Here is an 18,379-nt window from a genome sequence, read left to right as displayed (position 1 = left end):
TTTTCTAGCGAGGAGAAGCGAAATGGCCAATTTGAACCGTGGTGATCTGGAATTCATCCTCCAGCAGATCCAGGTTGCCGAAGCCCACGCGGCGGGCGCGGACCTGAGGACGCTCGTTCCGACCGCGTTCTTGCCGATCGGCCTGAGGACGGTGGACGGATCGTTCAACAACCTCGTGCCCGGCCATGAGAACTTCGGCGCCGCGGACCAGCCCTTCCTCGACCTGATCCCGCAGAACCCGCGGCCGGCCAACAACAACCCGCCGCAACTCCCGCCGTCGCTGGTGGATCCGGAACCCCGCATCATCAGCAACCTGATCGCCGACATGACCAGCAGCAACCCGGCTGCCGTCCAGGCGTTCGTGCAGGCGGGCCAGGGCACGATAGGCGCAGGCGGCGTCCTGCTGGATCTCGACGGCCACGTGATCCCGCCCGGCACGCTGCTGACGATCCCCAACATCGCGCCTGACGAGGGCCTGTCCGCCTCCTACAACTCCTGGTTCACCTTCTTCGGCCAGTTCTTCGACCACGGCCTCGACCTGGTGAACAAGACCGCCACCGAGTTCGTGATCATGCCGCTGCAGGCGGACGACCCGCTGTTCGTGGCCGGCAGCCCGACCAACTTCATGGTGCTCTCGCGCGCCACGCTGGACGCCGACGGACACCCCGTGAACGCGACGACGCCCTTCGTCGACCAGAACCAGACCTACACCTCGCACGCCTCGCACCAGGTCTTCCTGCGCGAGTACGTGCTCGATGGCAGCGGCCGCCCGGTCGCCACCGGCAACCTGCTCAATGGCGCCGACGGCGGCCTCCCCACCTGGGCCGACGTGAAGGCCCAGGCGCACGACCTGCTGCACATCGACCTCGACGATCGCGACGTCCTCGACCTGCCGCTGCTGGTCACGGACCCGTACGGAAAGTTCGTTCCCGGACCCAACGGCTTCCCGCAGGTGGTGACCCAGGCCGGCCCGCCGCCGGTGACGGTCTCCGCCAATGCCGGCAATACGATCGACGGCAGCCTGGGCCTGCGCACCGGCCATGCCTTCCTGAACGACATCGCGCACTCCGCCTCCCCGGTGTCGGACATCGGCCAGCAGCTGGTCGCCGACAACGACAACGTCATCAACGACCCCGCCGCCGGCCCGCAGCCAGCCGGGACCTACGACGACGAACTGCTGGACCGGCACTTCATCACCGGCGACGGCCGCGGCAACGAGAACATCGCGCTGACCACCGTGCACCACGTGTTCCACTCGGAACACAATCGCCAGATCGACGCCATCAAGGCCACGATCCTGGGCACCGGCGACGAAACCTTCATCGACACCTGGCAACTGCCCGATGGCTCCTGGAACGGCGAACGCCTGTTCCAGGCCGCCCGCTTCGCCACCGAAATGCAGTACCAGCACCTGGTGTTCGAGGAGTTCGCCCGCCGCGTGCAGCCGAACATCAACGAGTTTTTCATCCCGGACGGCTACAACGTCAACATCAATCCGGCGATCTTTTCCGAGTTCGCGCATGCCGTGTACCGCGTGGGTCACACGATGCTCACGGAATCGGTGGACCGATTCGACCCGAACTTCAACTCCAGCGACATGTCGCTGATCGAGGCCTTCCTCAATCCGGTCGCCTTCAATGACGGCGGCGCACTGACGCCCGAAGAGGCCGCCGGCGCCGTCGTGCGCGGCATGACGCGCCAGGCCGGCAACGAGATCGACGAATTCGTCACCGACGCCGTGCGCAATTCGCTGCTCGGGCTGCCGCTGGACCTGGCCGCGATCAACATCGCCCGCGGCCGCGAGACCGGCGTGCCGACCCTGAACGAGGCGCGCCGCGGCTTCTTCGAGATGACGAGCGAGAGCAAGCTGGCCCCGTACATCAGCTGGGTCGACCTGACGCAGCACCTGAAGCACGAAGCTTCGGTCATCAACTTCATCGCGGCCTACGGCACCCATGCCGCGCTGCACGAAGCGGATGTGGACACGGTGGAGGAACGCCGGGCCATCGCCACCGCCCTCGTGCTGGGCGGCAGCGCCGTCATCCACGACGCCGTCACCAACACGAACCGGACCTTCACCGCGGACGAAAACGACCGCCTGGACTTCCTGAACAGCAGGGGCATCTACGCCAACACCCCGGCCGGCGTGACGACCACCGGCGTCGACGACATCGACCTGTGGATCGGCGGTCTGGCGGAAGAGCAGATGCCCTTCGGCGGCCTGCTCGGCTCGACCTTCAACTTCGTGTTCGAACTGCAGCTGGAGAACCTGCAGAACGGCGACCGCTTCTACTACCTGTCGCGCACCGCCGGCCTGAACTTCGGCACCGAGCTGGAGAACAACACGTTCGCCCAGCTGATCATGCAGAACACGGACGCGACGCACTTGCCGTTCGACGTCTTCTCGTTGCCGGCCTGGACGCTGGAAGCAGATCGGACCCGCCAGCACACCGGCCTCGGCGCCGACGGCCGCGCCGACCCGACCGAGGGCGGCACCGCTTCGATCCCGCTGGTGATCCGGGATGACCCGTCGACCCCCGGCCCGGATGCCCACTACGTGCGCTACACCGGGGAGGACCACGTCGTCCTCGGCGGCACCGAAGGCAACGACACGCTGATCGCCAGCATCGGCGACGACACCCTGTGGGGCGACGGCGGCAACGACCGGCTCGAGGGCGGCGACGGCAACGACACGATCGAAGGCGGCGCCGGCGACGACATCATCACCGACATCGGCGGCGACGACGTCCTCCACGGCAACGCCGGCAACGACGTGATCAGCGGCGGCAAGGGTCTCAACATCATCATCGGAGGCGATGGCAGCGACTTCATCATCACCGGCGACGACGTCAGCACCACCTTCGGCAGCCAGGGCAACGACTTCATCCTGGGCTCCCCGCTGAACCTGCCCACGCTGGGCGGTGAAGGCGACGACTGGATCGAGATCGGCACGCAGGACGGCGCCGGCGGCGACAACTTCGACCCGCTGGGCCTGGGCACCATCATCGGCCACGACGTGTTCATCACGGGCGGCGGCTTCGACGAGGGCGAGGGCGAAGGCGGCGACGACATCATGGTGATGTCCGATGGCGAGGACCGCTTCACCGGCGGCGGCGGCTTCGACTGGGGCAGCTACGCCAACGATACGGAGGGCGTTACCGCGGACCTGGCCCTCAATCCGATCCTGGAGCCGCCGGTCGCGGGCTCCAACCAGGGCATCCTGGACAAGTTCTTCCAGGTCGAAGGCCTGTCCGGCTCCGCCTTCTCCGACATCCTGCACGGCACCAAGCTGGACGTCGTCCCGACCGGCGCCGCCGAGGTGCTGTTCGGCAAGATGACCAACCCTTCCCTGTACGAAGGCATGCAGGCGCTGCTCGGCGAGGGGGTCACCAGCTTCAGTTCCGGCGACATCCTCCTCGGCGGCGGCGGCAGCGACATCCTCGACGGGCGGCAGGATGACGACCTCCTCGACGGCGACCGCTGGCTGAACGTGCGCATCAGCGTGCGCGAGCACGCCGACGGGAGCGGCGCGGAAATCCGCAGCGTCAACAGCATGAAGGACCTCGTACCGGACATGCTGTCCGGCGCGATCAACCCCGGCCAGCTGCAGATCGTGCGCGAGATCCTGACGGCCGCGCCGGCCTTCGACACCGCCATGTACTGGGGCAAGCGCGAAGACTACACCATCACGCACAACGCCGACGGCAGTACGACGGTGGCGCATTCGATCGATGGCGGCGTCACTGTCGGTGCCGACGGCATCGACACGCTGAAGAACATCGAGCGCGTGCAGTTCGCCGACCAGGCCGTCGTCCTGGTGGAAGGCCTCAACGCCGAGGCCGTGGGGCAGCTGACGATCGAAAGCGCCACGCCAGGCGTCGCACCCGCAGTGAACCAGGTGCTCACCGTCTCCGACCTGGGCATCACCGACGCCGACAACGCCGGTGGCATCGTCCACGGGCGGCCCATCACCTACCTGTGGCAGGTCGAGCGGCTCGCCGGCAGCGGCATCTTCGAGGACATCGTGATCCCGTTCGGCAACCAGCCGACCCTGATCGCCGGTCCGACCTTCAAGGTGACGTCGGACCTCAACGGACTCGTCCTGCGCGTGCGCGGCATCTACCAGGATGACCACGGGGTGCTGGAGAACGTGTACTCGGCGCCCACGGCGGCGGTGAGCGGCACGATCGCGACCGCGCCCGTCACGCCGCGCCCGGTCGAAAGCGAGGTCGCGAATCCGAGCAACGGCCTGCACATGATCCGCGACGATCTCGAGTTCATCCTGGACCAGATCAAGATCGCGGAAGCGCATTCGGGCGCCTACGGCACGCCGTCGCAGGACCTCGCCTCGATGATCCAGAACACGCGCCTGCCCTACGGCTTGCGGACCGTGGACGGCTCGTTCAACAACCTCAACGCCGGCAAGATCACCTTCGGCGCCGCGGACCAGGACTTCCCGCTGATGCTGGACCAGGTGTTCCGCAACGAGGGCGACGATCCCAGCTTCTTCGGCGTGAGCAACAACAACTATGCGGCGGTCGTGAGGGACGCCAACGGCAACGTGGTCCTCGACGCCAACGGCGTTCCCCTGGTCCAGAGCGTGGTGGACGCCGACCCGCGGATCATCTCCAACCTGATCGCCGACCAGACGCCCGGCAATGCCGCCGCGGTGGCCGCCGCCGGCGGCTCGTCGCCGGTCATGAGCCCGGGCATGGACGGCATCTTCGGCACGGCCGATGACCGTCCGGTGTTCCTGATCCCCAACGTGACGCCGGACGCAGGCCTCAGCTCGCCGTTCAACGCCTGGTTCACGTTCTTCGGCCAGTTCTTCGACCACGGCCTGGACCTGGTTGACAAGAGCTCGAGCGCCGTCTTCATCCCGCTGCAGGCGGATGACCCGCTGATCAAGGGCGCCGACGGCATCCTCGGCACGGGCGACGACCTGCCGGTGAACCAGCGCTTCATGATCCTGTCGCGGGCGACGAACACGCTGGTGCAGGCCGGTGACGACCACGTGCTGGGCACCGCCGACGACGTCCACTTCCACAACAACGAGACGACGCCCTTCGTCGACCAGAACCAGACCTACACCTCGCATCCGTCGCACCAGGTGTTCCTGCGCGAATACAAGTTCGACGCCTCCGGCCACACCGTCGCGACCGGGAACCTGCTCGATGGCGCCGAAGGCGGCATCGGCAACTGGGCCGAGGTCAAGGCACAGGCCGCGCAGTTCCTCGGCATCAAGCTGACGGACATGGACGCGCTGGACGCGCCGATGCTGGCGACCGACCCGTACGGCAAGTTCATCCCTGGCGCGCACGGCTTCGCCCAGCTCGTGACCAACCACGGCCTGGTCGAAGGTGTCGCCGGCGGCCTCGACATCCACAACCTCGGGATCGACCCGGTCACCAACACCCCGATCCTCGCCGGGCGCACGGGCCATGCCTTCCTGGTGGACATCGCGCACGATGCCGCCCCGGTCTCCGACACGGGCCAGGTCCTGACCGCCGACGCGAACAGCGTGGTCGGCGGCCCGCTCGCCGCCGGCCAGTACGACAACGAACTGCTGGACAAGCACTTCGTCACCGGCGACGGCCGCGGCAACGAGAACATCGGCCTGACGACCGTGCACTTCATCTTCCATGCGGAACACAACCGGCTGGTCGAGCACATCAAGGACGTCACGTTCGCTTCCAACGACGCCGCGTTCGTGAGCCAATGGCTGGCGAACGACATCACCCAGGCGCAGGTCGACGCGATCAACGGCCTCGGCGCTGCAGCCAGGATGGCGGCCATCGACGCCCTCGCATGGGACGGCGAGCGCCTGTTCCAGGCGGCGCGCTTCGGCACCGAGATGCAGTACCAGCACCTCGTGTTCGAGGAATTCGCCCGCCGGGTGGAGCCGAACATCGACGTCTTCCTCACTGAAGGCCAGGGCTACGACGCCTCCATCGACCCGGCGATCGTCGCCGAGTTCGCCCACGTGGTGTACCGCTTCGGTCACTCGATGCTGACCGAGACGGTGGATCGTTTCGATCCGAACATGAACACGATCAACGGGGATCCGCAGCTCGGACTGATCGCTGCCTTCCTGAACCCGCTCGAGTTCTCCGCCAGCGGTGGCACCGATGCGCAGTCGGCCGGCGCCATCGTGCGCGGCCTGACCCGTGAAACCGGCAACGAGATCGACGAATTCGTCACCGAGGCGCTGCGCAGCAACCTGCTGGGGCTGCCGCTCGACCTGCCGGCGCTCAACATCGCCCGCGGCCGTGACGCCGGCGTGCCATCGCTGAACGAAGCGCGCAAGCAGTTCTTCGACATGACCGGCGATTCCGTGCTCAAGCCCTACGAGAGCTGGGCCGACCTCGGACTGAACCTGAAGCATCACGAATCGCTGGTGAACTTCGTCGCCGCGTACGGCAAGCATGCCTCTCTCACCAGCGCGACGACGCTGGCCGCCAAGCGTGGCGCCGCGTACGCCCTGGTGTACGGCGCGAACGGCCTCGACGGCATCGCGGGCACGGCCGACGATACGACCGGCGTGCCTGCGGACCGCCTTGCATTCATGAACGGGCCGGCCGCGACCACGGGCGTGAACGACATCGACCTCTGGATCGGTGGCCTGGCGGAGAAGCAGACGCAGTTCGGCGGCCTGCTCGGCTCCACCTTCACCTTCGTCTTCGAGACCCAGCTGGAGGCCCTGCAGGCCGGCGACCGCTTCTATTACCTGGAGCGCACCGCGGGCCTGAACATGCGGACCGAGCTCGAACAGAACTCGTTCCAGAAGCTGATCAGCGCCAACACCGATGCCATCCACCTGCCCGGCTTCGTGTTCTCGGACATGGCGTACACGCTGGAAGTGGATGCGTCGAAGCAGCTCACCGGCCTGAATGCCGACGGCAGCGCCAACCCGGCCGGCCGCGCGGATCCGCTCGGTGACGTGATCCGCGACGACCCGAACACCGTCGGCCCCGATACGCACTACCTGCAGTACACCGGCGAGGAGCATGTCGTCCTGGGCGGCACGACGGGCAACGACACGCTGATCGGGAGCATCGGAGACGACACGCTGCACGGCGACGGGGGCGACGACCGGCTCGACGGCGGTGACGGCAACGACATCGTCTTCGGCGAGGCCGGCGACGACATCATCACCAACACCGGCGGGGGCGACGACAACTTCCAGGGTGGCGACGGCAACGACGCCATCCACGGCGGCAACGGGCTCGTGCTGATCCTGGGTGGCTTTGGCGCCGACTACATCGTCACCGGCCAGGACGCCTCCGAGGGCTTCGCCGGCGGCGGCAACGACTTCATCTCGGGCTCCCCCGCAACCGAGATGCTGTTCGGCAACGAGGGCGACGACTGGCTCGAGTTCGGCATGATGGACGGTGCAGCCGGCGACAACTTCGACGCCCGCGGCCTCGACGCCGTGCTCGGCAACGACGTGTTCTTCGGCGACATCGTCGGCGACCGCATGTTCGGCGAGGGCGGCGACGACATCATGATCGGCAACGGCGGCTCGGTGGACCGCTACCTCGGCGCCTCCGGCTTCGACTGGGCCAGCTTCCGGCATCCGACCCTGGGCGCAGCGGCCGACATGAACCTGCGGGTGTTCAACCCGACGGCACCCGTCGACGTGGTCCCGAACACCGGCGCCCGCTTCATGTTCGTCGAAGGCATGTCCGGCTCGGCCTTCTCGGACATCCTGATCGGCGACGACGTGAACTCGACGAGCATCCTGGTCTCCGGCTTCACCGGCAGCGTGCTGCGGAACTTCGACCTGATCCACGGCCTGCGCGACTTCGTCGGCGCCGAGGGCAATGGCGCGGACGGCGTGGCCGGCACGCTCGACGACCAGTTCGACGGCGGCAACATCATCCTCGGCGGCGAAGGCAGCGACCTGCTGGAAGGCCGCGGCGGCAACGACCTGATCGACGGCGACCGCTGGCTGAACGTGCAGATCAGCGTGCGGACCAACAGGGACGGCACGGGCCCCGAACTGTTCCGGTCGAACACGATGCTGGAACTGGAGTCGCGGATCTTCTCCGGCGAGATCAACCCCGGCCAGCTGACGATCGTGCGGGAGATCATGGCCGGCACCGATCCGAACTTCGACACGGCGGTGTACCGGGGCAACTTCGCCGAGTACTCGATCGACACCGACGCCAACGGCGTGACCACCGTCACGCACAACATCCTGGACGGCGCCGGCAACGTGGTGGGCGTGGGCATCGACGGCATCGACCGGCTGACCAATATCGAGCGGGTGCAATTCGCCGACATGGCGGTGGACATCGCCGGGTTCGAGAACGCCCCCGATGGCGCGCTGAGCATCAACGACACGACGCCCAGGATCGGCCAGCTGCTGACGGTTTCGGCCGCCGGCGTGACGGACCTGGACAACGTGAGCGCCACCAATCCCACGGGTGCCGTGAAGAACGTCTCCTATACGTGGCAGTCGGAAACAGCCCCGGGCTCCGGCGTCTTCGTGGACATCAGCGCGATCACGCCGGCGGGTGACATCATCATCACCGGCCCGACCTTCACGCCGAGCATCAACGAGGCCGGCCTGGCACTGCGGGTGAAGGCGTCGTACCAGGACGCCAATGGCGTGCTGGAGACGCTCTACCTGGCCCCGACCGCCCCCGTGTTCGACGGGGCGCCTGGCGGCATGCTCGCCGTGTCCGACGTGACGCCGACCGAAGGCTCCACGCTGACCGTGGTCAACCAGATCACGGACGCGGACGGCCTCGCGGGCGTGGTGTTCCACTACCAGTGGCAGCAAAGCGAACTGGGCGGCGGCGGCGCCTTCACCAACATCTCCGGCGCGACGGGCTCCAGCTTCACACCCACGCAGGGCCAGGTGAACCGGCAATTGCGCGTGGTGGCGACGTACACCGATGAGGGCGGGAATGCGAACACGGTGACGTCGCAGGGGACGATCGTCACGGGTGACTTGGTGGCACCGAATGACGCTTCGCAATCGGTCATCGGCACCAACGGCCAGGACAACATGAGCGCCGGCGGCGGCAACGACATCGTGAGCGGCTTGGACGCCGACGACCTCCTGGACGGCGGCCCGGGCAATGACCTGATCAACGCGGGAGCCGGCAACGACACGATCAACTACACGGCCGGTGAGGGCGTCGACACCGTGAATGGTGGCAGCGGCACGGACACCCTGGTGATCTCCGGCACGGCGTCTGCGAATACGCTGGCGGTGACCCTCGGCACCGGCGGGCTGTCGACGGTCGGCGGCGGCAGCTTGTCCGACGTCGAAATCGTGACCGCCAACCTGGGCGGCGGCGTGGACACCCTGAGCTATGCCGGCACCTCCAATGACATCACTGTCGACCTCGGTGCGGGGACCGCCTCGGGCTTCGCGTCCATCGTGGGCATCGAGAACGTGACGGCCGGCAGCGGCAACGACTTGCTGGTCGGAGCGGCCGGCGTGACGAACATGCTCATCGGCGGTGCCGGCGACGACACCTTCGTGGTGCACGACACGTCGGACGTGGTGTCCGAAGCCGCCGGGGGTGGCCTCGACACGGTCCGCTCGATGGCCAACGCCTACACGATCGGCAACGTCAACGTCGAAAACCTGACCTTCGTGGGAGCGGGCAACTTCACAGGCACCGGCAATGCTGCGGCCAACGTGATCACCGGCGGCACCGGGAACGACGTGCTGGACGGTGGCGCCGGCGACGACACCCTCACGGGCGGTGACGGCAACGACACGCTGCTGGGGAATGCCGGCAACGACACGCTGATGGGCGGCGCGGGCGACGACACCATCGACGGCGGCCTCGGCAACGACACCATCGATGCCGGTGCCGGCAACGACACCATCCTGCGCTCCGTCAACCAGGGCATCGACAGCGTCGACGGCGGTTCGGGCGTGGATACGGTCAACGTGACCGGCAGCGCTTCGAACGAGATCCTGCGGGTCGTGATCTCCGCTGGCACGCTGACCGATCTCGGCGGCGGCTCCGTGGTGAACGTCGAGGCCGTGACCGCCAACCTGCAGGGCGGCACCGACACGCTGATGTACGTAGGGGCGACGGAGGCCATCAACGTCAACCTGGCAACCGGCACCGCTTCGGGTTTCACCTCCGTGGCAGGCATCGAGAACGTCACCACCGGCAGCGGCAACGACTTCCTGGGTGGCATGGCCGGCGTGGCCAACGTGCTCAACGGCGGCAGCGGCAGCGACGTCTACGTCGTGCATGACGTGACCGACACGGTGGTGGAAACCGGCGCCGCGGGAACGGACGAAGTGCGCACCACCCTGGCGAGCTACACGCTGGGGACCAACCTGGAGAACCTCACCTTCATCGGTACCGGCGACTTCAGCGGCACGGGCAATACCGTCGCCAACGTGATCGCCGGCGGTTCCGGCAACGACCTGCTGTCCGGGTTGGCCGGCAACGACACGCTGGGCGGGAACGCCGGCAACGACACGCTGCTGGGCGGCGATGGCAACGACACCCTCGACGGCGGGCTGGGCAACGACACCATCGATGGTGGAGCCGGCAACGACACCATCGTGCACACCGCCAACCAGGGGGCCGACACCGTGGACGGCGGCGCCGGGAGCGATACGCTGGCGGTGACGGGCACGGCTGCCAACGAGGTGCTGCGGGTCTTGTTCTCGGGTACCGCCCTCACCGGGGTCAGCAACGGCACCCTGGCCAATATCGAGTCCGTGACGGCCAACATGCAGGGCGGCACCGACACGCTGACGTATGCCGGCACCACGGCGGCCGTCGCGGTGAATGTCGCTGCCGGGACCGCTTCGGGCTTCACGTCGATCAGCGGCATCGAGAACGTCACCGGTGGCAGCGGCAACGACGTGCTGACGGGCAACGCCGGTGCCAACGCCCTCTCCGGCGGCGCCGGCGATGACAGGCTGAACGGCGGAGCCGGCAACGACACCCTGGACGGCGGTGCCGGCAACGACGTCTTCGTCTTCCAGCCCGGCTTCGGCACCGATCGCATCACCGGCTTCGACGCCAATGCCGTCGGCGGCCAGGACCTTCTGGACCTGAGCGGACTCGGCATCACGGCGGCGAACTTCGGCGCCTCGGTCGGGATCTCCATCGGCGACCTCAACGCCGACGGGATCCTCGACACGCTGGTATCCGTCGCCGGCGGTTCCATCGAGATGCTGGGCGTCACCGGTGTCGGTACCAACGTCGTGAACCAGTCCGATTTCATCCTGTCCTGAACCCAGGCTGCCTCCCCGCGGGTCCCGGCCCGCGGGGGAAGCAGCAACCACCACCACCCCTGAAGGAGAAGTAGCCATGAACGAGCAGTTGAAATCCATGGAGAGCCCCCAGCCCCCGGCGGCGGCGCAGCCGGGGCCCGGCGCCGAAACCCAGAAGCCCATGCGCACGGTCAGCGACCCGCGCGAGGTTGCCGCCCTGGTGATGCAGCGGATGCAGCACGTGAGCGCCAAGAAGGACGAACTGGACCTGGCGATCAAGGGCCTGGTGGACATCACCAAGCAGCTCACGCGCACCTATGGCGAGCAGCTGATCGCCGTCGAACACCTGCGCCGCCGCGTCAAGGCGCTGGAGGCGGCCGCAGCCGGTACCGCAGCCTCCGGCACTCCGATGCAGTGATCGGCATCCCGACCGCAAAACCTGAAGACGGAGGAGAACTTTCGTGAAATCCCTTTGGTCCCTGCTACGCCCGCTGCTGGTCGGCATCGCGGTGTTTTCCTTCGTCATCAACCTGCTGTTCCTCGTACCAGCCTTCTTCTCGCTGCAGGTCTTCGACCGGGTCATCTCGACCAACAGCCGCGACACCCTGCTGGTGCTGATGCTCGGGACAGGCGTCGCCCTCGGCATCCTGCTGCTGCTGGATTACGTCCGCACCCGGGTGCAGAGCCTGCTGGGCAACCTGCTGGATGAACACCTGTCGCCGCCGGTCGTCCACGCCATCGTGGAACGCTCGGCCCGCGCCCCCGGCACGCGCATGGACGGCATCCGCGACGTCGCGGCCCTGCGCACCATGTTTTCCGCGAACGCCCTGATCGCGCTGTTCGACGCGCCCTGGGTGGTCGTCTACGTCGCGGTGATCTGGATGTTTCACCCCTACCTCGGCATGGGTGCCGTCCTGTCCACGTCCGTCATGGTGATCCTGGCGTGGCTGAACGACCGCATGAGCCGCCGCGCGCTGGAGGACCTGCAGAAGGAAGGCCGCCGCGCCTCGCAGTACGTCGAGAATTCGCTGCGCAACGCCGAAATCCTGCAGGCGCTGGGCATGACGCACCGCCTGCTGGCGCGCTGGCGCACGCTGCAGAACCGCATCGCCGCCACGCAGATCAGCGTCGGCCGCAGCACGGTGGCCTTCACGGCCCTGACCAAGTTCGCCCGCCAGGCGATCCAGATCCTCATGCTGGCCCTGGGCGCCTGGCTGGTGCTCACGCAGCAGGCCTCGGCCGGCATCATGATCGCGACCAGCATCCTGCTGGGCAAGGCGCTGCAGCCGGTCGAACAGCTCGTGGGCAGCTGGCGCGTGCTGATCGAGGCGCGCGCCGCCTACCGGCGGCTGGTCGAACTGTCGCAGGACTTCGCGCGCGACGAGCCGCGCCTGACGCTGCCCCGTCCGGAAGGCCGCCTGTCCGCCGAGAACGTGGCGTTCCGGCCCGCCGGTGTGGAGACCCCGGTGCTCTCCAACATCACGTTCCAGATCGCGCCCGGAGAAGCGCTGGCCATCCTCGGCCCGAGCGCGGCCGGCAAGTCGACGCTCGCGCGGCTGCTCACGGGCGTGTGGGCGCCCAACTCCGGGCACGTGCGGTTGGACGGGGCGGACCTCTCGCACTGGAAGCGCGAGGAGCTCGGCCCGCACATCGGCTACGTGCCGCAGGACGTGGAACTGTTCGACGGCACCGTGGCCGAGAACATCGCCCGCCTCGACAAGGTCGATGCGAAGGCGGTGGTGGAAGCCGCCACGCGCGCCAACGCGCACGAGATGATCCTCACCCTGCCGCAGGGCTACGACACGCCGGTCGGCGACCACGGCGCCCGCCTTTCGCCCGGCCAGCGCCAGCGCGTGGCGCTGGCCCGCGCGATCTACGGCAACCCGCAGCTGGTGGTGCTGGACGAACCCAATTCGAACCTGGACGGCGCCGGCGAGGCCGCCCTCGCGCAGGCCATGGCGGGATTGCGCAAGGCCGGCGTGACGACGGTGGTGGTGACCCACCGTCCCTCGCTGATCGCGCACGTCGACAAGATCATGCTGCTGGCGGCCGGCCGCATCCAGCAGTTCGGCCCCGCCGCGGAAGTGATGAAGGACATGCAGCGGCAGGCCCAGGCCCTGGTGGATCGCAAGGCTGCGTGAGCGCGCAACGAGGAGGAGAGAAACCATGAACACCGCCACCCTTTCACCGGCCGCGGCCGGCCCGAGCACCAGTGAGAAGTACGCCCGCCGCCTGGTGCGGGCGGGCACGTGGATCGTCTTCGGCGGCTTGCTGCCCATCGGCCTGTGGATGGGGCTGGCGCCGCTGTCGATGGCGGTCGTCGCGCCGGCCGTCGTGAAGGTCGACCTCAACCGGCGCCAGGTGCAGCACCTCGAAGGCGGCGTGGTCGCCGAGTTGCTGGTGCGGGACGGCCAGCACGTCAACGCGGGCGACCCGGTCCTGGTGCTCGGCGACGTGCGCGTGGACGCGGAACGCAACCGGCTCGACTACCGCGTGCTCGTGGAACGGGCCGCGCTGGCACGCCTGGAGGCGGAACATGCGGTGGCCCCCACGTTGACCTTCCCCAAGGAACTGCTCCAGGAGGCGCGCCAGGATGCGCGCATCGAACAGGCACTGCAGAAGGAGTCGGGACTGTTCCGCGCCCAGCGGCACGCGCTCACCAGCGGCACCACGCTGCTGCGCGCGCAGCGCGAGCGCGTGGAGCAGGAGATGGTCGCGATCCGGGCGCAGATCGCGCAGGGACAGAAGTCCCTGGAACTGCAGCGCAGCGACCTCGAATCCAACCGCCGCCTGATCGGCGAAGGCTTCATCTCGGCAAGCCGCATCGCGCAGCTGGAAGCGGTGGTGATCGACTATGGTGCCAAGCTGGAAGAACGGCGCAGCGAACTCGCGCGCGCCGACCAGCGCCTGGCCGACCTCGACATGCGCATCGAGTCGCTGCGCAACGAGTACGTCAAGTCCGCCAGCGACCAGCTGAAGCAGACCACGCAGCGCCTGAGCGAAGTGGAGCAGGAACTGCGCAAGTCCGAGGACGCCGCCAAGCGGCAGGTCGTCGTGGCTCCGGTCAGCGGCGAGATCATCGACCTGAAGGTCGCCTCGCCGGGCGCGGTGGTCCGCGCCGGCGACCCGATCGCGGACATCGTGCCCAGCGACACGCAGCTGATGGTCGAAGCGCGCGTGCGGCCGGAGGACATCGCCAACGTCCACCAGGGACAGCAGGCGCGCCTGAAGTTCACGGCGCTGCGCTACCGCAATGCCACGATGGTGGAAGGCAAGGTGGCGTATGTCTCGGCCGACCGCCTGACCGATCGCCAGACCGGCGAGCCCTACTACACCGCATCGATCGTGGCCGACTCGCAGTCGCTCGCCTCGCTCGGCGACTTCAAGCTGCAGGCGGGCATGTCCGCGGAGGTCTACATCCAGGGCACGCAGCAGACCACGCTGCAGTACATCGCCGAGCCGGTGATGACCACGCTGCGGCGCTCGGCCCGCCAGCTCTGAACGTCCTCAGGCCACCGGGACGAGCGCAGCAGCGTCGCCCCGGAACGGCCAGGCGAGCATGGGCGGCGCCGGCAAGGCCCGGTGCCGCAGCGCCACCCAGTTCAGCGCATTGAAGCGATCGAGGTCGGCGGCCGCAGCGGCCGCCACGTCGTCGACCGCGAGCGCCAGCGCGCCGGCGACCTCGCTCCAGATGTCGGACAGGGGCCGTGCCCCGTCGATGCGGGCGAGGCACGCCAGGCCCGCAGGGCTGGGCGCGAGCTCCAGCCGCAGCTGCGAGGACAGCTTCACCGTGGCCACGCGCCGCTCTGCGAGCTGCCGCGCCGCCTCCTCGCCCGCCACGCTCAGGAAGAAGGGCACCATGTCGGGATCGAGGAAGCTCGCCGGCGTCCGGCCGGGCCGGGCGGCATAGAAGCCGTGCACGTACATGTGGCCGTGCAGCAGTTCGCCGATGCCGTGACGCTCCTTCGGAGTGCGCGCTGCGAGCCGGGCTGCGAGCGCCTGGCCGCCCAGGTAGCTTTCGGGCTCGTACTCCAGGCGCAGCGTGCGCGCGAAGTTGGTGAAGTTGACGATCGCCAGCCCCGCCTGCTCCACGAAGCGATGCAGCTCCGGCACCGTATAGGCGCGATCCTGCGCATGCAGGAAGGTGTCCGCCAGGTTCGCGTCGTCGGCCAGCTGCGCTTCGAGCTGCTCGCGGCTGCGCCCGCGCATCAGCAGGTGCGCCGGCGGCAGGGCGCGCATGCAGGCCTTCAGGTCGGCCAGCTGCGTCGGCAGGTCCGCTTCGCCCGGATCGACCAGCCGCATCAGGTCCTGCATCGCGTAGATGTCGGTCCGGCCATAGCGGCCGTACACCATCAGTCCCATGGCGCCGTCGTCGTCCAGCACTTCCGCTAGCGCGCGCAGGCCGGCTTCGGGGTCCGGCAGGTGGTGCAGCACGCCCAGGCAGCTCACGTAGTCGAAGCGGCCCAGGCCCAGGCGGGGCGCGTCGAGCAGGGAGCCATGCACCCAGCGCACGCGGTCTTCCAGCCCCCGCAGCGCCGCCCGGCGGCGCGCGAGCTCCAGGCTGTTCGCGCTCAAGTCCAGGCAGACGATCTCGGCATCGGTATCGCGCAACTGCGCCGCCAGGAAGATCGCCGAGTCGCCGGTGCCGCCTCCCGCCACCAGGACGCGGAAGTCGCGGGTCAGGTCGCGCCGGCCACCGAAGCCATGGTGGTTCACCTTGGCCAGGATGTCGGTGCGCGAGAGCGGAAGGCTGCCCGGGTTTTCCTTGACGGGATCGCGGGCCGGGAACGGAAGGGCCTCGTACATCGCCCGGACTTTGGGGTTATCCGCCATCGGCGCAGTTTAGCGGCGTGTCGACGCTGTACCGCTCGTGGGCATGCAGCGCGCAACTCAGGCAAGGGCCGCGTCGATGAGAAAGGGCCGGTGCACGCGCACGAGGCACGATCCGGGCACCGCGGCCCAGCCGCCGCTACACTCGCGCCGTGGAGATCGAGGAGTTTTTCGCCAGCGCGCAGTACTGGGGCTACCGGCTCGGCGCCTTCGTCATCCTCAACGTGCTCGATGATCCCGCCTGGCTGGCCCTGATCTTCTGCTGAGGCTGACGCCCCTGTCGGTCGCTCGACTACAGCGATCAGCAGCCCTCGCCTGCTGATCAGGGCCTGCGTGCCGGGCACCATGGCTGCATGTCCTCAACGCGCAAGAAGTATCTGATCGGCCTCGCCCTGGTCCTGGGTGTGGGAGCCGGCGGCGTGGTCTACAGCGCCGAGACCGCCATGAACAAGGATGCGTACAAGGCGGCGCAGCACCGCATCGAGGCGCAGGGCAAGGCGCAGCGCAAGGCCTGCGGCCGCTTCAAGGGCAACGCCAGGGATGTCTGCGAGGTGCGGGCCAAGGGCTGGGAAAAGATGGCCAAGGCGCAGCTCGAGACGCAGTACAAGCCGGGCCCGGAGGCGGAGAAGATGGCCAAGTTCGCGCGCGCCGACGTCGATTTCGCCATCGCGAAGGAGCGCTGCGAAGCCTTGAAGGATCGCGCCCACGATAGCTGCATCGCCAAGGCGAAGCACGACCGCGAGGCCGCCATCCGGCTCGCGAAGGTGGAGAAGGTCCAGGAGCTCAACGCGCTCCGGCGCGAGGCCCATGAACAGCGCCAGGCGCAGCAGAAGGCGGCGGCGGCGCCGGCACCGCACAAGTCCTGAGCTTCGGGGCGTAGTGCGCACCCGGCGGAAGCTTGCGCGCGGTCAACACCGCTGCGCACGGCCGCTCCACGATGCAGTCCACAACTAGATCGGAGCTGCAGGTGGGGAACGGTCGCGGGCGCATCGCCGCTGCGGGTGCATTGGCGCTGCTGGCCCTGGGTTGCACCATGCAGCCGCGCCGGGCGGACGCGCCCCCGCCCTTGAACGCCAGCCGCGCGGCGCGCGAGGCGCAGATCAACGCGCAATGGCAGAACCACCCGGTGCGCGAACTGATAGCCCGCTGGGGCCCGCCGCGGCAGGTGCTCGACATCCCCGGCGGCGGCAATCCGCCCGGCTTCCTGCTCCTGTACCCGCGCGACGCGGGCACCGGCTGCGTCGACACCTTCTCGGTGCTGTACGGCGCAGTGGCCCGCGTGCGCAGCTATCACTGCCGCTGAAGCGGCGATAGGATGGCAGCCCCACCAAGGAGAGCCTGCCATGAGCGACCAGACCATCCTCGCGCACATCTCATCCCTGATCGACGAAGAGCACGCGCTGCGTTCCGGCGGCGCCGCGCAGGAGAGCGCGCAACGCCTCAAGCAGCTGGAAGTGGAACTCGACCAGTGCTGGGACCTGCTGCGGCAGCGGCGTGCCAAGCGCGAATACGGCGAGGACCCCGAGGCCGCGACGCCGCGCGACCCCGGCACGGTGGAGGGCTACATCGGCTGAGCCGCATGCACCATTCTCCGGACCAGCTCGATGCCCTCTGGGGCGCGCTCAAGAGCGCGGACCCTGCGCAGCGCAGCAAGGTGCTGCAGCGCTATTCGAATCCCAGCATGGCCGGCGCCCTGCCGCAGGTCGTCTGCGACGATGAACACGCGCAGGTGCTCAGCATCCCGACGCCGGACCATCCCGGGCGGCACGTGTACGTGCGGCGGCCGGGCGGCACCTGGGCGGAGCAGCACTAGGGCAGCCTGGCGCCGGCGAATCCATGAGCGATGCGTTCGCGCTGCAGCTGCCCTCCGGTGAAGTTTCCGCCCTGATCGACGCGGAGGCCGGCGCGCAGGCGGCGCTGGTGCTTGCACACGGCGCCGGGGCCGGCATGCGGCATGCCTTCATGGCGGCGATCGCGGAGGGTCTCGCCGCGCGCGGCGTCGCCGTGCTCCGCTTCCAGTTCCCCTTCATGGAGCAGGGATCGAAGCGGACCGATCCACCGGCCGCGGCGCAGGCGGCGGTGCGTGCCGCGGTCGCAGAGGCGGGCCGGCGCTGGCCGGGCTGGCCGCTGTTCGCAGGAGGGAAATCGTTCGGTGCACGCATGACGTCGCAGGCGCAGGCGCTCGCGCCGCTGCCCGGCGTGCGCGGGCTGGTGTTCTTCGGCTTTCCGCTGCATCCCGCAGGCAAGCCTTCCACCCAGCGGGCGCAGCACCTGGCCGAAGTGGAATTGCCGATGCTGTTCGTGCAAGGGACACGCGATGCGCTGGCGGACCTCGACCTG

General features: G+C 68.5%; 10 protein-coding genes (1 of these 10 running past the window's edge). 9 read left to right on the top strand and 1 reads right to left on the bottom strand.

What is annotated here, in order from left to right:
* Window positions 1-22: 22 nt before the first annotated feature.
* The 4 genes from JI746_RS16860 (at window position 23) to JI746_RS16845 (ending at window position 14,710) form a co-directional block, all read left to right on the top strand.
* On the top strand, window positions 23-11,230 hold the full coding sequence (locus JI746_RS16860; RefSeq protein ID WP_201691123.1) for a peroxidase family protein: 11,208 nt from the start codon (window positions 23-25) through the stop codon (window positions 11,228-11,230).
* Window positions 11,231-11,306: 76 nt separating this feature from the next.
* Window positions 11,307-11,627 carry a hypothetical protein gene (locus JI746_RS16855; RefSeq protein WP_201691121.1) on the top strand — a complete coding sequence of 107 codons (321 nt, stop codon included), beginning with the start codon at window positions 11,307-11,309 and terminating at the stop codon, window positions 11,625-11,627.
* Window positions 11,628-11,670: 43 nt separating this feature from the next.
* Complete coding sequence (locus tag JI746_RS16850) at window positions 11,671-13,350, top strand: type I secretion system permease/ATPase (RefSeq protein WP_201691119.1); 1,680 nt, start codon at window positions 11,671-11,673, stop codon at window positions 13,348-13,350.
* 25 nt (window positions 13,351-13,375) lie between these two features.
* The gene (locus JI746_RS16845) at window positions 13,376-14,710 is read left to right on the top strand and encodes an HlyD family type I secretion periplasmic adaptor subunit (protein WP_201691117.1); all 1,335 of its coding nucleotides are present in this window, start codon (window positions 13,376-13,378) and stop codon (window positions 14,708-14,710) included.
* Window positions 14,711-14,716: 6 nt separating this feature from the next.
* Here JI746_RS16845 and JI746_RS16840 read toward each other — a convergent pair whose 3' ends face one another.
* On the bottom strand, window positions 14,717-16,042 hold the full coding sequence (locus JI746_RS16840; protein WP_201691115.1) for a class I SAM-dependent methyltransferase: 1,326 nt from the start codon (window positions 16,040-16,042) through the stop codon (window positions 14,717-14,719).
* 350 nt (window positions 16,043-16,392) lie between these two features.
* Between JI746_RS16840 and JI746_RS16835 the strand changes: the two genes are divergently transcribed.
* From JI746_RS16835 to JI746_RS16815, 5 genes are all read left to right on the top strand, one after another.
* A complete protein-coding gene (locus tag JI746_RS16835; RefSeq protein ID WP_201691114.1) occupies window positions 16,393-16,905 on the top strand; it encodes a hypothetical protein in 513 nt (170 codons plus the stop codon).
* A 101-nt stretch (window positions 16,906-17,006) separates the two neighbouring features.
* Window positions 17,007-17,342 carry a hypothetical protein gene (locus JI746_RS16830; RefSeq protein ID WP_236599910.1) on the top strand — a complete coding sequence of 112 codons (336 nt, stop codon included), beginning with the start codon at window positions 17,007-17,009 and terminating at the stop codon, window positions 17,340-17,342.
* 40 nt (window positions 17,343-17,382) lie between these two features.
* Complete coding sequence (locus tag JI746_RS16825; protein ID WP_201691110.1) at window positions 17,383-17,613, top strand: DUF2630 family protein; 231 nt, start codon at window positions 17,383-17,385, stop codon at window positions 17,611-17,613.
* 5 nt (window positions 17,614-17,618) lie between these two features.
* Complete coding sequence (locus tag JI746_RS16820; RefSeq protein ID WP_201691108.1) at window positions 17,619-17,852, top strand: hypothetical protein; 234 nt, start codon at window positions 17,619-17,621, stop codon at window positions 17,850-17,852.
* Between the two features lie 23 nt (window positions 17,853-17,875).
* Window positions 17,876-18,379 carry the 5' portion of an alpha/beta hydrolase family protein gene (locus tag JI746_RS16815; protein ID WP_201691106.1) on the top strand. The gene runs 174 nt beyond the window's last position, so 504 of the gene's 678 nt are visible here — the first part of the coding sequence; its start codon is at window positions 17,876-17,878; the stop codon falls past the right edge of the window.

Origin of the sequence: Ramlibacter alkalitolerans, from assembly GCF_016722765.1 — a bacterium.
Classification (GTDB): Bacteria; Pseudomonadota; Gammaproteobacteria; order Burkholderiales; family Burkholderiaceae_C; genus Ramlibacter; species Ramlibacter alkalitolerans.
Note: the sequence above shows the minus strand (reverse complement) of the source record. Positions and strands in the feature narration are given on the sequence as shown.